10 protein-coding genes are annotated in these 14,793 nt (G+C 63.9%); 5 read left to right on the top strand and 5 right to left on the bottom strand.

The genetic code is table 11. The features are described 5' to 3' along the window. Positions 1 to 20 precede the first annotated feature (20 nt). The 3 genes from L0F51_RS06900 to L0F51_RS06890 all read right to left on the bottom strand — a co-directional run bounded on the left by L0F51_RS06900 (position 21) and on the right by L0F51_RS06890 (position 5,632). Positions 21 to 1,811: an SLC13 family permease gene (locus L0F51_RS06900; protein ID WP_234628494.1), complete on the bottom strand. Its 1,791-nt coding sequence runs from the start codon at positions 1,809 to 1,811 to the stop codon at positions 21 to 23. A 99-nt stretch (positions 1,812 to 1,910) separates the two neighbouring features. After that, positions 1,911 to 4,070 carry a glucans biosynthesis glucosyltransferase MdoH gene (mdoH, locus tag L0F51_RS06895; RefSeq protein ID WP_234628493.1) on the bottom strand — a complete coding sequence of 720 codons (2,160 nt, stop codon included), beginning with the start codon at positions 4,068 to 4,070 and terminating at the stop codon, positions 1,911 to 1,913. Then, positions 4,067 to 5,632, bottom strand: coding sequence for a glucan biosynthesis protein (locus tag L0F51_RS06890; RefSeq protein ID WP_234628492.1), 1,566 nt, complete (start codon positions 5,630 to 5,632; stop codon positions 4,067 to 4,069). Before L0F51_RS06890 ends, mdoH begins: the two co-directional genes overlap by 4 nt. A 280-nt stretch (positions 5,633 to 5,912) precedes the next feature. On the opposite strand from L0F51_RS06890, the gene ettA reads away from it, so the two are divergent. Continuing rightward, entirely contained in the window at positions 5,913 to 7,571 is a 1,659-nt protein-coding gene (gene ettA / locus L0F51_RS06885) for an energy-dependent translational throttle protein EttA (protein WP_234628491.1), read from the top strand. 60 nt (positions 7,572 to 7,631) lie between these two features. On the opposite strand, the gene L0F51_RS06880 is transcribed toward ettA, so the two are convergent. Further along, a complete protein-coding gene (locus L0F51_RS06880; protein ID WP_234628490.1) occupies positions 7,632 to 8,951 on the bottom strand; it encodes an APC family permease in 1,320 nt (439 codons plus the stop codon). Positions 8,952 to 9,053: 102 nt separating this feature from the next. Beyond that, positions 9,054 to 10,019, bottom strand: a complete 966-nt coding sequence (locus L0F51_RS06875) for an MBL fold metallo-hydrolase (protein ID WP_234628489.1) — start codon at positions 10,017 to 10,019, stop codon at positions 9,054 to 9,056. 233 nt (positions 10,020 to 10,252) lie between these two features. On the opposite strand from L0F51_RS06875, the gene L0F51_RS06870 reads away from it, so the two are divergent. The 4 genes from L0F51_RS06870 to L0F51_RS06855 all read left to right on the top strand — a co-directional run bounded on the left by L0F51_RS06870 (position 10,253) and on the right by L0F51_RS06855 (position 14,792). Then, the gene (locus tag L0F51_RS06870; RefSeq protein ID WP_234628488.1) at positions 10,253 to 11,359 is read left to right on the top strand and encodes an alkene reductase; all 1,107 of its coding nucleotides are present in this window, start codon (positions 10,253 to 10,255) and stop codon (positions 11,357 to 11,359) included. Between the two features lie 106 nt (positions 11,360 to 11,465). After that, entirely contained in the window at positions 11,466 to 12,647 is a 1,182-nt protein-coding gene (locus tag L0F51_RS06865; RefSeq protein ID WP_234628487.1) for a lytic murein transglycosylase, read from the top strand. 131 nt (positions 12,648 to 12,778) lie between these two features. After that, a complete protein-coding gene (locus L0F51_RS06860; protein WP_234628486.1) occupies positions 12,779 to 13,459 on the top strand; it encodes a hypothetical protein in 681 nt (226 codons plus the stop codon). 379 nt (positions 13,460 to 13,838) lie between these two features. After that, the gene (locus tag L0F51_RS06855; protein WP_370642375.1) at positions 13,839 to 14,792 is read left to right on the top strand and encodes an ABC transporter substrate-binding protein; all 954 of its coding nucleotides are present in this window, start codon (positions 13,839 to 13,841) and stop codon (positions 14,790 to 14,792) included. The last annotated feature ends 1 nt before the right edge of the window (position 14,793 follow it).

Below are 14,793 nucleotides of genomic sequence, written 5' to 3'. Positions count from 1 at the left end.
CGTGCTTTCAGGCCCGCTGATCAGCCTTCGAGCGGCCAGATCAGCGGAATGGTGAAGATGCTCGCCAAGCCGACGATGATGTTCATCGGCAGGCCGATCTTGACGAAATCCGTGAAGCGATAGCCACCCGCCACATAGACGAGCGTGTTCGTCTGATAGCCGATCGGCGTGGCGAAACTCGCGCTCGCGCCGAACATGACGGCCACCGCAAACGGGCGAGGATCGAGCCCGAGCTGCGCCGCGAGCCCCACAGCGATGGGGGTGATGACGACCGCCACGGCGTTGTTCGTCACCATCTCGGTGAGGACCGAGGTCAGCGCATAGACTGCCGCCAACAGGACGATCGGCGGAAGCACCTGAAGATAGGGCAGCGTGGTGTCGATGATCAGTTTGATGGCACCCGATCTGTCGATGCCTTCGCCGACCGCGAGCATGCCGAAAATGAGGATGAGGATGCGCCCGTCGATGGCGCCGAAGGCTTCATCGGGGTCGATGCAGCGGCTGAGGAGGACCGCCGCGACGCCGAGGATGGCGAGACCGGCGATCGGCATCAGATCGAAGGCCGCGGCCGCGACCACGACGGCAAGGACGAGCCCGGCCACCGGCGCCTTGGTGCGCCGATAGGGGCGCGCCTCCGGCTGATCGATGTTGAAGATGCCGCCTTCCCTGACGAGCTCCGCGAGACCCTTCGTATTGCCTTCCAGAAGCAGGGCATCGCCCGGCTGAAGGGCGACCGCATTGAGATTGTGGCCGAGCCAGTGGCGGTGACGGCTGACGGCGAGAGCCGATACGCCATAGCGGCTGCGCAAGGCGAGATCGGGAATGCGCAGGCCGGCATATTGGGAATCGGGTGAAATCAGCGCTTCGACGAGTTCCGGCGGCTTGCCTTCTTCGTCCGGCTGCGGCGGCTCGCTCGTTCCCATGCGAATGCCGGAGGTCTGGCGAATGCCGAGGAGTTCGCTGAGGGAGGCGCTGACGGCGACGCGGTCACCCGCCTGCAACGGTTCCTTCTGCAAATTGCGACGCAGGACCCGGCCGCCGCGCCGGATCGCGAGCAAGGCCACGCCAGGCTCGTTGAGGCTTGCGACGTCGCCGAGCGTCCGCCCGATCAGCGCGGAATCTTCTGGGATGCTGAAATCGCTGATGAAGGCCGCACCCTCCTGCGCGCCCATGACGTCGCCGAAGGTCGGACGTTCCGGCAGAAACCGTTGCGTCACGAAGAGATAGAGGCTGCCGACGGCGGCGACGACGAGCCCGACCGGCGCGAGCGAAAAGATGGTGAAGGGCTCGAGCCCCAGATCGCGTGCCACACCGTCGACCAGGATGTTGGTGGAGGTGCCGATGAGCGTGCATGTGCCGCCGAGAATGGCGGCATAGGACAGGGGGATGAGAAGCTTGGAGGGAAGCGATCCGACCGAGCGGGCGAGGCCCATCACGACCGGGATGAGCACCATCACCACCGGCGTGTTGTTCAGAAAGGCGGAGGCGGCGATCGTCGCGCCCAGAACGCCGACGATCGCGTAAACCGGTCGCCGCGTCGCCCGGCTCAGAATGAAGCGGGACATGGCATCGAGCGCGCCAGTGCGAACGAGCGCACCGGACAAGACGAACATCGCGCCGATGGTGATCGGAGCCGGATTGGCGAAAACGCTCAACACCGTGTTCGTGTCGAGAATGCCGAGCGCGAGAAACGCGGCGGCGCCGAGCGTTGCGACGACTTCCGGAGAGAAGCGCTCCCACATGAAGAAGACGAACATCAGCGCCAGGATCGCCAGAGCGACGACGGCCTGGTTGGCGTGCAGAAACTCCATCACGACCGCGCGCGCGATCTGCAATTGCGGAGATCGGCAGGGCCGGTGTGGCCCGGCACGGAAGGCGCCTTCATGGCATAGTCCGGTATCAGGGTGGGGTCAGGCTGCTGCTTCTTCGCGGGAGCGGCTTGCCGCTGCGAGCTTTGCCAGCCGCTCCATCTCTGACGGATGCGCGGCGACGGCGAGACGCTCTTGCGGGTCGAGCCAGGCAAGCGCTTCGGACAGATTTGTGGCATCCGAGATCTTCTTGGCGGCGCTCAGGAGGAAGCGGTCGACCTGACCGCGGTCCTTGGGGGCCGGGGGCGTCAGCCATGCGAAATAGGCCTGACGCAGATCGGACGATTGCGCGACTGCCGCCAGCGGATCATCGCCGAGCTCGGGCCGTTCGGCGAGAATTTCATCGCGCACGCACGCGATCGCGGGCCGCTCGACCTCTTCCGGAATGAGGAGAAGCTTCATGCCGCGCAGGGCGTTGCCGATCTCCTCGCTGGCGCTCCAACGCGACAGAAGCGGCGAGAAGACGAGACCGATGACGATCGGCGACAGCCAGGCAAGGATGGCGGGCGAGACGAAGATGGCGACGGCGGTGAGGAAAATGCCGAAGAGAACGTGGGTGCGGTGTGTCCCCCAGAGTGCCGACCAGGCCTCGGCGCTGCCGCCCTTGCGGCTTTGCGGTGCCCAGCCGGAATCCTTGCGCCGCAGGATGTCCCAGACATGCCGGCTCTGCAGGAGCATCATGATCGGGGCGTAAAGGGTGGAGGCGACGATTTCGAGGAGCATGCTGAGCGTGACGGCCACAGCGCCGCCATGGGCGCGCCGCAGGCGCCTGGAGAAAATCACGCGCAGCGTGCCGAAGATCTTCGGAATGAACAAAATCACGAGCGTGAAGACGAAGAGCGTCAACATGCGCTCTGAATCGAAGACCGGCCAGTTCGGGAAGAGCTGATGGTCGTCGCCGAAATAGACCGGTGTGACGAGCTTCGCCTGCACGGCGAGAACCAGACCGACGAGGATCAGGAGCAGCCACAAGGGCGAGGAGAGGTAGCTCATGATACCGATGAAGAAGTGCAGACGCGAGGGACCGGCAAGGCCCTTGGCGCCGATCACCTTGGAGTGCTGCAGATTGCCCTGCGCCCAGCGCCGGTCGCGCACGGCCGTCGCCAACAGAGACGGCGGGCTCTCCTCCCACGAATCCACGAGGTCCGTCGCCATCTCCACCTTGTAGCCGGCACGGCGCAAAAGCGCCGCCTCGACAAAATCGTGGCTCAGGATATGGCCGCCGAAGGGCGGATCGCCCGGCAGGGGCGGGAGGCCGCAAGCCTTGGCGAAAGCGCGCGTGCGGATGATCGCATTGTGGCCCCAGTAATTGCCGTCGGAGCCCTGCCAGGCTGCCATTCCGCCGGCGACGACCGGGCCATAGACCGCACCGGCAAACTGCTGCATCCGCGCGAAGAACGAGTTTCCGTCGAAGAGCCGCGGCACGCTCTGGAAGAGGGCGAGATTGGGATCCTCTTCCATGCGCGCCACCATGCGCAGCACGGTGTCCGCCCGCATCAGGCTGTCGGCATCGAGGACGAGCATGAAGTCGTAGCGTCCGCCCCAATTGGCGACGAACTGCTCGATGTTGCCGGCCTTCTTGGCCGAATTGATCGCCCGCCTGCGATACCAGACCGGCAGGGTGCCGGCGAGCGCATCGGTGAGGCGGTGCATGGCCAGCGTCTCACGCACCAGGGATTCGGCGCGATTGGAATCCGACAAGACGACGATCTCGAAGGCGTGCGCCTGACCGGCGCGCGCGATGTCCTCGGCCATCGCCTGAAGGCTGGCGGCGACCATGTCGGCATCTTCGTTATAGACCGGCATGACGATCGCCGTTCGGCTCTTCAGCGGATGCTTCGGAACGGGCGGCGTCGGCAGGGGGCGCGGGGCGAGAAGGCCGGCGACAGCAAAGCTCGTCGACATCGCGATCCAGGAATAGGTAATCGCGAAGAGGATCGTCATGATCCCTTCCAGGATCGTGATGCCGCCCGCCGAGACGACGGCGATCATCTCGTGCACGCCGTAATAGATGAGGCCGCCCGCCGTCAGGATCGCGATCAGCCGCGCATAACGCGCCGCGGCCGGATTGCTGCGCGGCAGAGCATCGACCGGCTCCTTCGAAAAGTCTTGATGCGGCATCGCCAGCGGATGCTGCGGCGGCATCGGCCCGAAGGGCCTCAAGACACGTTCGTCAGGATGGTCGTGCTTCTGGTCGCTCATTGGGGGACCCAACGGTAGAGCCAGGTTTCGCTGGCGGGCTCGCCATTGGCGACGAGACGCACGCGGAATTCCGTCAACTGATCCTCCGGCTCAAAGAGGAACGTCGCTCTGACACCGCCAACAAGCGGGTTCGGCTGCAATACCTGCCCCTTGATGGCGCCGTGATTGGCGGAGACCTCCAACGACAGGCCGTCAAAGGCCGGAAGAGTGCCCTCTTCGGGAATGAAATCGATGACGTAAAGGTTGCTCGTGTCGTGAAAGTTCCGCCCGGCGCGGCTGTCGGCGGCATAAAGCGAACCGGCGGGAGCTTTCGGCCGGTCGGTCCAGCGCATGCGGTAGGCGAACGAATAGGGCGCGCCGGGGCTCACATCGTAGGATGGTCGCCAGAAGGTGACGATGTTGTCGTGGATTTCCTTGTCGGTCGGGATCTCCAGAAGCTCCACCTGGCCGTTGGCCCAGGTGCCGATCGGCTCGATCCAGACGCTCGGGCGGCGCTCGTAACGGGCTTCCAGATCCTGAAAATCCTGGAAATCGCGGGCGCGCTGGACGAGGCCGAAGCCGCGCGGGGCGGGATCCATGAAGGACGAGGATTGCAGCGTCGGATAGTTCGCGAGCGGCCGCCAGATCCACTCGTTGTTGCCGGTCAGCATCTGCAGACCGTCGCTGTCGTGGACCTGCGGGCGGTAATCGTTGAAGCCCGTGCGGTTGAGCGGCCCGAAGAGGAACATCGAGGTGAGCGGCGCCAGGCCGATATGGTGCAGAGGCTGGCGCGGAAAGAGCTCGCCCGTGACCTCGATCACCGTGTCGCGGCCCGGACGCACGACAAAGCGATAGGCCCCCGTCGTCGAGACGCTGTCGAGGAGCGCGTAGATGTTCAGAACTTCTTCGCCAGCCTCAGGCTTCTCGATCCAGAAGGTGGTGAAACGGGGAAACTCCTCGCCTTCCGGATCGCCGGTCTTGAGCGCGAGGCCGCGCGCGGACAACCCGTAATACTGGCCCTGGCCGACGGCGCGGAAGTAGGTCGCGCCCTGGAAGACGAGGAATTCGTCCCACACATTCGGGCTGTTGATCGGGTTGTGGACGCGAAATCCGGAGAAGCCGATATCGACACCTTCGGGCGGTTGTGGCGCCTGGCGGAAATTGTACATCGCCGGGTCGTAGGCCACCTGGTGGGCCTCGCCGTTCTCGACGATGAAGATGTTGACCCGCTCTTTGAACAGCGCCCCGCGATGGAGAAAGTCCAGCTGGAAGGCGAGGCCTTCGTCGCGCCAAAGGCGGGCTTCGCGCCGGTATTCGATCTCGCGGAACTGCGCATAGTTGAGATCGGCATATTGGGCCGGCAGATCGTCGTCAGCCTCTTTGAACGGGCGCTCGGCGAGCGCGCGCGCCTGCGATTTCAGACCATCCCAGGTAAATGCGTTGTTGCTTGGGGGAGGTGCGGCGATATCGGGTGCCGGATTTTCGGGGTTGTCTGATGAAGCGCCTCTCTGGGCGAATGCATTGCCGCTCGCACTTGATGCCGCGGCTGCCAGAGAAGCAACGAGGAAGGCCCGCCTGTCCATACTCAACTCATATTGTCGGAAAAGACGCGGGCCGAGCGCCCGCGTTCCTAACGCGCCTCATAGCACTCGGTTGCCACGGAAACATGCTTTTTTTGGCGTTGCAGCATGGTTATGCGCGCGGTGAAAGGCTTCGAAGCAAGGTCTCTGGCGGGTCGATAGGAAGAAGATGTGGCAGAGATGGGGCGCAGGCGCTGACTGCGACGCCATTGCTCCCGGCCGCCGCCTCGCTTATGTGGGCTGAAATTCCCTCGCATCCCGAAGACAACGGAGATCGGCGACCATGGCGCGCCAGTTCATTTATCATATGTCCGGCCTGTCCAAGGCCTATTCCGGCGGCAAGAAGGTTTTGGACAACATCCATCTGTCCTTCTACCCGGATGCCAAGATTGGTGTCCTCGGCCCGAATGGCTCGGGTAAATCGAGCCTCCTGCGCATCATGGCCGGGCTCGACAAGGAGTTCACCGGCGAAGCCTGGGCGGCCGACGGCGCACGCGTCGGCTACCTGCCGCAGGAGCCGCAGCTCAACCCGGCCAAAGACGTCAAGGGCAACGTGATGGAAGGGGTCGCCGCCAAGCAGGCGATTCTCGACCGCTACAACGAGCTCATGATGAACTATTCCGACGAGACGGCGGAAGAGGCGGCAAAGCTGCAAGATCAGATCGATAGCGCCAATCTCTGGGATCTCGATTCAAAGGTCGACATGGCCATGGAGGCGCTGCGCTGCCCGCCGGGCGACGCGGACGTCAACGTTCTGTCCGGCGGTGAACGCCGCCGTGTGGCGCTGTGCAAGCTGCTTCTGGAAGAGCCAGACCTTCTCCTCCTCGACGAGCCGACGAACCATCTCGACGCGGAGACGGTGGCGTGGCTCGAAAAGCATCTGGAGCAGTATCCGGGCGCCGTCCTGATCGTCACCCACGACCGCTACTTCCTCGACAATGTCACGGGCTGGATTCTCGAGCTCGATCGCGGCCGCGGCATTCCGTACGAGGGCAATTACACCGCCTATCTCGATTCCAAGTCGAAGCGCATGCAGCAGGAGCAGCGCGAGGACGAGGCACGCCAGAAGGTGATCGCCCGCGAGCGCGAATGGATGGGCCGCTCGCCGCAGGCGCGGCAGGCGAAGTCCAAGGCCCGCATCAAGGCCTATGACGAGCTTCTGAAAGCGAATCAGGAACGCATGGCAAGCCGCGATGCGCAGATCGTTATTCCGCCGGGCCCGCGGCTTGGCGACGTCGCCATCGAGGCGGAGGGGCTGACGAAGGGCTTCGGCGATCAGCTTTTGATGGAAGACCTTTCCTTCAAGCTGCCGCCGGGTGGCATCGTCGGCGTCATCGGCCCGAACGGCGCCGGTAAGACGACGCTTTTCCGCATGCTGACGGGGCAGGAGACGCCGGATGCGGGCGAGATCCGTCTCGGCGATACGGCCATCCTCGGCTATGTCGATCAGAGCCGGGACGACATGGACCCGAATTCGACCGTCTGGCAGGAGATTTCCGGCGGGGCGGAGGTGATCCAGCTCGGCAAGCGCGAGATGAATTCGCGCGCTTATGTCGGCGCCTTCAACTTCAAGGGCGGCGATCAGCAGAAGCCGGTCGGCAAGCTCTCCGGCGGTGAGCGCAACCGTGTGCATCTCGCGAAGATGCTGAAATCGGGCGCCAACATTCTGCTGCTCGACGAACCGACCAACGATCTCGATACGGAGACGCTCGCGGCGCTTGAAGAGGCGCTCGAAGATTTCGCCGGCTGCGCCGTCGTCATCAGCCACGATCGCATGTTCCTCGACCGGCTCGCGACGCACATCCTCTCCTTCGAAGGCGACAGCCATGTCGAATGGTTCGAAGGCAACTTCGAGGCTTACGAAGAGGACAAGAAGCGGCGCCTCGGCACCGACGCCGTCGAAAACCCGCGGCGGATCAAATACAAGCCGCTGACGCGGTGAGGTTCAGATACGGTCTTGGTTTGGGGCGCTTCGGCGCCCCTTGCTTTTTGAGGCTTTCGGTCAGGCTTTTGTCTCGACCGGCAAGCCCGTGTGTCGGCGTGGGCCGCGGCGCCAGATGAGGGCCGCTTCCACGAGGATCGCGCTCCCGTAAGCCGCCGCGAGCCAGGCGAGGCTCACCTTGTCCTCCTGCCAGGTGTGCCACATCAGGACGGCGAAGCTCGCCGCGGCGAGCACGCTGCCTGTGAGCGGCAGGAGCGGGGACATCTTGATCCGCCGTGCGAGGCGGAACGCGGCGAGGTTCACCGCCGTGAAGATCACCAGGAAGGTGGCACTCGCAAAGGTGGAGATGACCTGCAGCGGTGCGGCGAGCGTGAAGGCGATCGCAAGCACCGTCAGGACGATCAGGGAAACGAAGGGCACCGGGCGGGTGCGCTCGCGCATGGAGAAGATTTTCGGCAGGGCATGTTCGCGTGCCATCACCATGGCGAGGCGCGCCGCACCGAAGAGTGTGGCGTTGATGGCCGAGGCGGTGGAAAGGAGGGCGGCGATGCCGATCAGCGTGAAGCCCGCCGCGCCGAGTGTCGGGCGGGCGGCGACGGCGAGCACGTATTCCTGATCCTTCTGGATCTCCTGGGGCGTCAGATTGCCGAGAGCCGCGATCGCGACGACGACATAGATCGCGGCGGTGACGAGGATCGCGATCACGATCGCCCGCGGCAGGTTTCGCTCCGGGTTTGCCATTTCATCGACGGCGTTCGGAATGAGTTCGAAGCCTTCGTAGGCGACGAAAATGAGCGCGATCGCGGCAATCGGCGCGGTGATGCCGAGATTGAAGACCGGCACGAAATGGTCGGCCTTGATGCCGCCCATGGCGACGGCGGCAAACAGCGCCAGAATGGCGAGCTTGATCGCGACGACGCCGAGCTCGACGCCGCCGGAGATTTTCGCGCCGACGAGATTGATGGCGAGGAAGAGCCCGAGGACGAAGGCGCCCAAGGCACCCGGCGCCCAGGCGGGATCGATGGTCTTGGGCAGAAGGCTTGCGCCATATTCGCCGAAGGCGCTCGCATAAAGGGCGAGCGTGCCGACATAGCCAGCCACCAGCAGCCAGCCCGCGACGCCGGCGATCGCAGGCGCGGCGAACGCCTTCTCGATATAGGTGAAACTGCCGCCGTCATCGCGAAAGGTGAGGCCGAGACGGGCGTAGGAGAGGCCCGTCAGAAGTGCGATCGCGCCGCCACCTGCGAGGGTTAGCGCAACCGCGTGGCCGGCCGTCGCCATCGCCAGGCCGAGAACGGCGAAGATGCCGCCACCGATCATGCCGCCGATGCCGAGAGCGGTCACCTCGACGAGACTGAGTTTTTCCGATTTTTGCGCCATCTTGTCCGTTTGCCAGCAATTGCAGCTGCTGCGCCCCTCGGCAAGTGGTCGCGCCGGAGGAGGGGAGAGGCAAGGGCCGAGACGGTTTTGACGGTGGCGGTCTCAGTGTCCCGGCAGAACCAGCACTTTCGGGTCGAGCGGAAGGGTGGCGACCGAGACCGTGGTTTCTGCGCTCGGGTTGATCTCGACGGCAAAATCCTCGCCGAGGCGGGAGAGGAAGCGCTGCAGCGTGCCCATGCCGAAATAATGCATGGGCAGGATGAGACGCGCCTTCAGCACTTTCAGCGTTTCCACGACCGCGTCCTGGCTCATCGTGTAGGAGCCGTCGACCGCCACCATGACGACGTCGAGCTGGCCGATGACGCCGAGATCTTCGGGCGCCAGCACATGGTGGAGGTGGCCGAGATGGCCGATGCAAAGGCCCGCAATCTCGAAGATGAAGATGGAATTGCCGGCCGTCTCGCGTCCCCCAAAACTGCGAATGTCGGTCGGCACGTTGCGGATGAGGACATCGCCGACGGTGAGGTTGTGGTGGGCTTCGCCGCCTTGCGGGTTCCAGCCGCGCAGGACATGGGCGATCGCCGGATCGGGCTGGTCGGTGTAATGCGAGGAATGGGCGTGGTTCATGGTGACGACGTCCGGTGTCACGCCGCCGGCCCAGCCGTCGTAATCGGTGGCGATCGTCACGCCCTCTGGGCTTTCGATGAGGAAGGTGGCGTGGCCGACGAAGCGGATCGTCACCTCGCCCTGCTCGGGCGGTCTTAAGGCGAAGGGCTTGCCCTGGACGAGGTGCCGTGCGGGCGCGTCGAGGCGGCGATAGGCTGCATGAAGCGTGGGTGGGGCGGCTTCTGCGATCGCGAGGCAGCGGCTCGGCGTCTGACCTTCCGTCCGCTCCTGAACGGGCAAGGGCGCGGCGTTTGCCGCTGTGCCAAAGGGGCCGATCGAAGCTGCAAGGGCAATGATGGCGGCACTGATTGTGTGGGCAATCGAGCGGGCGACTGGGCGGGTGATGGCAGGGGAGGCGCGTCCCCTCATCCGCAGCCGGCGGAGTGGCGAAGGCGGCGGCATGGCCCTCTCTCCCATCAAGCCTTCATCTGAATGAGTTTAGCGGGAGTTGCATGTGCCGCAACGCCGGCTGCGCCACTACACGGCAACTTGACCGAACCCAAACCTTGCGGCCTTTGTTGATGCCGGCCTGGCGAGTAGGCGATTTTGCGCGGCCGTCATGACTGGCGAGATTTTGCACCGCACCTAGTTAGATGCGCAACGACACCCGCCCGCCGTTTTGAGAAGGGAAGTTTATGTCTGAGACATTGTCGAAGCTCTTTCAGCCGATCGATCTCGGCCCCGTACCGCTTGCCAATCGCATCGTCATGGCGCCGTTGACGCGCAGCCGCGCCGACGAGAACGATGCCCCGAGGGACTGGCATGTGGAATATTACCGCCAGCGTGCCTCGGCCGGCCTGATCATCGCGGAAGCGACGCAGATCACGCAGCAGGGCAAAGGTTATGCCTGGACGCCTGGCATCCATTCCGACCTGCAGGTGGAGCGCTGGCGTGCGGTCACCGACGCCGTGCACGACGCGGGCGGCAAGATCGTCCTGCAATTGTGGCATGTCGGGCGCATCTCGCATCCCGATCTGCAGCCGAACGGTCAGCTGCCGGTCGCACCGTCTCCGGTGAAGCCGAACGTGAAAGCGTTCACCGAGGAGGGTTTCAAGGACGCCGTGGAGCCGCGGGCGCTCAGCGCCGACGAGCTGCCGGGCATCGTCGAGGATTACCGCAAGGCGGCCGCGAATGCTCAGCGTGCCGGTTTCGACGGCGTGGAGATCCATTCCGCCAACGGCTATCTGCTCGACCAGTTCTTGCGCGACAAGACCAACAGGCGCCATGACACCTATGGCGGTTCGCTCGACAACCGCATGCGTTTTCCGCTGCAGGTGGTTGATGCCGTCGTCGATGTGTGGGGTCCGGAGCGGGTCGGCATCCGGATTTCGCCGGTCAGTCCCGCGAACGACATCGCCGATTCCGATCCGGAGATGCTCTTCCGCGCCTATGTGCGTGAACTCTCCGAAAGACGGCTCGTCTATCTGCACGTCATCGAAGGCGAGACGCGCGGTGCCCGCCAGCCGGACGGTCAGTTCGACGTCACCACGTTGAAGCGGGATTTTGCCGGCCTCTACATCGGCAACAACGGCTATACGCGCGAACTCGCGATCTCAGCCGTCGAAGAGGGGAAGGCCGACCTCGTGGCCTTCGGACGGCCGTTCATCTCCAATCCCGACCTCGTGGAGCGGCTCAAGCGGAATGCCCCGCTCGCAGAGCCGGACCAGGCGACGTTCTATGGCGGCGACGAGCACGGATATACGGACTATCCGACCCTCTCCGCCGAGACGGAATCGGCCTGAGCGAAAGTTTTGACCGATCCGCGCTCCGCTTCTTGAAAAGGCCCACTTCTTGAATCGTTTGAGGGCCGCGCCAGAATGCGGGGCGCGGGAATCATTAGGAGATCTCATGCGCGCGAAATGTGTATGGACGGCGGCCGTTTTCGGTCTCGTCCTTGCGACGCCGGCTGCCGCTCAGCAATGCGGCGGCGATTTTTCGACCTGGCTCAACGGAGTGAAGCAGGAGGCGGCCGCAGCCGGCGTCTCCGATCGGGGCCTCTCCGCCCTTTCCGGTGTGCAATTCGATCGGCGGGTCATTTCGCGCGATCGCGCGCAGGGCGTGTTCACACAGACGTTTGCCGAGTTCGCGGGCCGTATGGTCAACGATTACCGGCTGAAGAACGGCCGCTCGCTTCTCAACAAATATGCCTCGACCTTCTCGCGCATCGAGCAGAAATATGGCGTTCCGGGGCCGGTGATCTCGGCGTTCTGGGCGCTGGAGACGGATTTCGGCGCCAATCAGGGCGATTTCGATACGCTCAACGCGCTTGCGACCCTCGCGCATGATTGCCGGCGGCCGGAGCTTTTCAGGCCGCAGCTCATCGCCGCCTTGAAGCTCCTCGATCGCGGCGATCTCGCACGCTCGGAGATGAAGGGTGCCTGGGCGGGTGAGCTCGGCCAGACACAGATCCTTCCTTCCGATTATCTCGCTTCCGGCGTCGACTTCGACGGCGACGGACATGTGAACCTGAAGAAGAGCGTTCCCGACGTGCTCGCGACCGCGGGCAATTTCCTGAACCGCCTCGGCTGGCGTGCGAACGAGCCATGGCTGCAAGAGGTCGTGATTCCGGCCGATCTGCCCTGGGCGGAGGCCGGGCTCTACAACAAAATCCCGGTGAGCAAGTGGGAATCCTGGGGCGTGAAGGCGCGCTCCGGCAATCTGCCGGGCGGTTCTTTGCCCGCCTCTCTCGTCCTGCCGATGGGACGCAACGGGCCGGCCTTCCTCGCCTATCCGAACTTCCATGTCTTCCTGGAATGGAATCAGTCGCTCGTCTACGCCACGACGGCGGCCTATCTCGCCACGCGCCTGGATGGAGCTCCGCGTGCCGATATGGGCAATGCCTCCTCCGGTCTGTCATCGGCGCAGATGAAGCAGTTGCAGCAGGCGCTTCTCGACAAGGGTTATCAGGTCGGCAAGGTCGACGGCATTCTGGGCGCGATGACGCGTGACGCCGTGCGCTCTGAACAGCTGCGTCTCGGCCTGCCGGCCGATGCCTGGCCGACGGAAGAGCTGCTCGCCAAGATTCGCTGAGCTTTTCTGTCGCGGTGCCGGCCCGCGATCTGTCGCGGCGAAACAAACCCTTCACGACCTCACGGCTAAACGACCTCTGCAGCGATGCGCGAACGAGGCCGTTTGGCCGAGAGAGTTTGGGGGGGCGCCAATTGCCAGAATACCGGGTCGCGCAGGTGCGCTTTTCAGAGGGCGGCAAGGCCTATCCCGTCAATTGCCAATACGCCGTGGAATCCGGTCAGTTCGTGATCGTGCGGCTCACGGGGAAGTTTACGCCCCTGCAGAAGGCGCAGGTCGTCTCAGTCGATTACTGGAAGGGTGCCTGCAAGCACAGCGTCGTGTGTCGGGCCGAGCGTGCCGAAGATTACGGAAGCGGGCCGGAGGGCGTTGCAACCGAAGAGGATCTCGATCGCTTTCTTCTCGGCTTCATGCGGATGACGAAATGCGCTGTCGTTCGAGAGACGCCTCAATCCTCCGGACAATATGAGCCGCATCCGCGCTGGGATGCGGCGTATTATTCCGAGAGGTCTTTTAAAAGCGTGCGCCCGGATGGCTACGGCACGGCCGGAAAGCTCGTGATCATCGGTCGCGATGCGCTCTTTTACCGGGCGCCCGATGACGGGCAGCACATCTGGATGGTGGGTGGCGCGCTTCTTGCCGACAAGGTCGTGGCTTTGCCGCGTCCCTTCCGTGATGGCAACGTTTACCGCCAGGCAGCGGAGAACGCGGAGTGGCCACTCGCCGTCGATCTGCGTCCCGATGACCGGAGCCTTGCCGACATCAAGGCCGTCATCGGCGGCAACGGCTATCTGTCCGACGACGTGTATCTTTGATTTTTTTGCGAGCTGCCAAGCCTCATTGATGCGCCGAGAACTCTCTGATGGGCGCAGGTCACAGCAATACGGGTGACCAAGCCTTTTCTGTGCCCGCCGGCCCGATATGCTGCGGCCGCCTCAATGACAGACGCGTCCGCATAATCCACGATCGGACGAACAACCGCAGGCTTTGGTCGCGGAAGGCGTTGATCGCAGCTTCTGCCGTGCTATTGCGTAAAATCTTGAAAATCGAACTCTTTGGCAGGACGTTCGATGTGCCCGCCTTGGGGGGCGGCGGCTTATCTGCCGGCATCGGATCTGCCACGGGGCCATGAGGCAGATTTCCGTTCTCTCAATCTCGAAAGGCGTTCATATGCAGACCCTCAAAGCTTTCGCTTTGGCCGCGCTCGCACTCGGCATTGCCAGCGCCGCGACCTTCGAGGAATCCAAGGCGCAGGACACGAAGACCGTCGCCATCACCTATATCGTCGAGCATCCGGCGCTCGACGCCGTCCGCAATGGGATGATCGAAGGCCTCGCGGAACGCGGCTACAAGGAAGGTGAAAACCTCAAAATCGTTTCGCGCTCGGCTCAGGGCAATATGGCGACGCAGGCCCAGATCGCCTCCGAATTCGCCGGGCTTGAACCCGATCTCGCCGTCGGCATTTCCACGCCTTCCGCACAGGCCGTCAAACACGCGCTCAAGAACACCCCGGTGATCTTCGCCGCCGTCACCGACCCGGTCGGTGCTGGCCTTGTGGAAAGCCGCGAGAAGCCGGGCGGTCTCGTCACCGGCACGAGCGACCAGCAGCCCTACGAGCCGATGCTCGAGCTCATCAAAGAGCTGATGCCCGACGCCACGAAACTCGGTGTCATCTACAATCCCGGCGAGGCCAATGCGGCCAAACAGGTGGAAGATCTGAAGACCGCGGTCGAGCCTTTCGGCATGACGCTGGTCGAGGCGCCTGCAGCGCAGTCGACGCTCGTCGCCGATGCGGCACGCAGCCTCGTCGGACGGGCGGACGCCGTGCTTCTTCCCGTCGACAACACCGTCGTCTCGGTGCTTGAAGGTGTCGTCACGGTCGGCGAACGCGCCGGTCTGCCGGTGTTTGCCTCCGACGTCGATTCCGTCAATCGCGGCGCCATCGCAGCCCTCGGCTTCGACTATTACAAGATGGGCGTCCTGTCCGGCGAAATGGCGGCCGATATCCTCGACGGCAAATCACCGGCCGATATCCCGGTGGCCGTTTCCGACAGCCAGGATCTTTATCTCAACGCCACCTCGGCCGAGAAAATGGGCGTCACCATTCCGGACGACGTTTTGGCCAAGGCGAAGAAGGTCGTTCGCTAAT

It is taken from the genome of Afifella sp. H1R, from assembly GCF_021462425.1.
GTDB lineage: Bacteria > Pseudomonadota > Alphaproteobacteria > Rhizobiales > Afifellaceae > Afifella > Afifella aestuarii.
The sequence above is the reverse complement of the archived record's forward strand: the minus strand, read 5'-3'. Positions and strand labels throughout refer to the sequence as shown.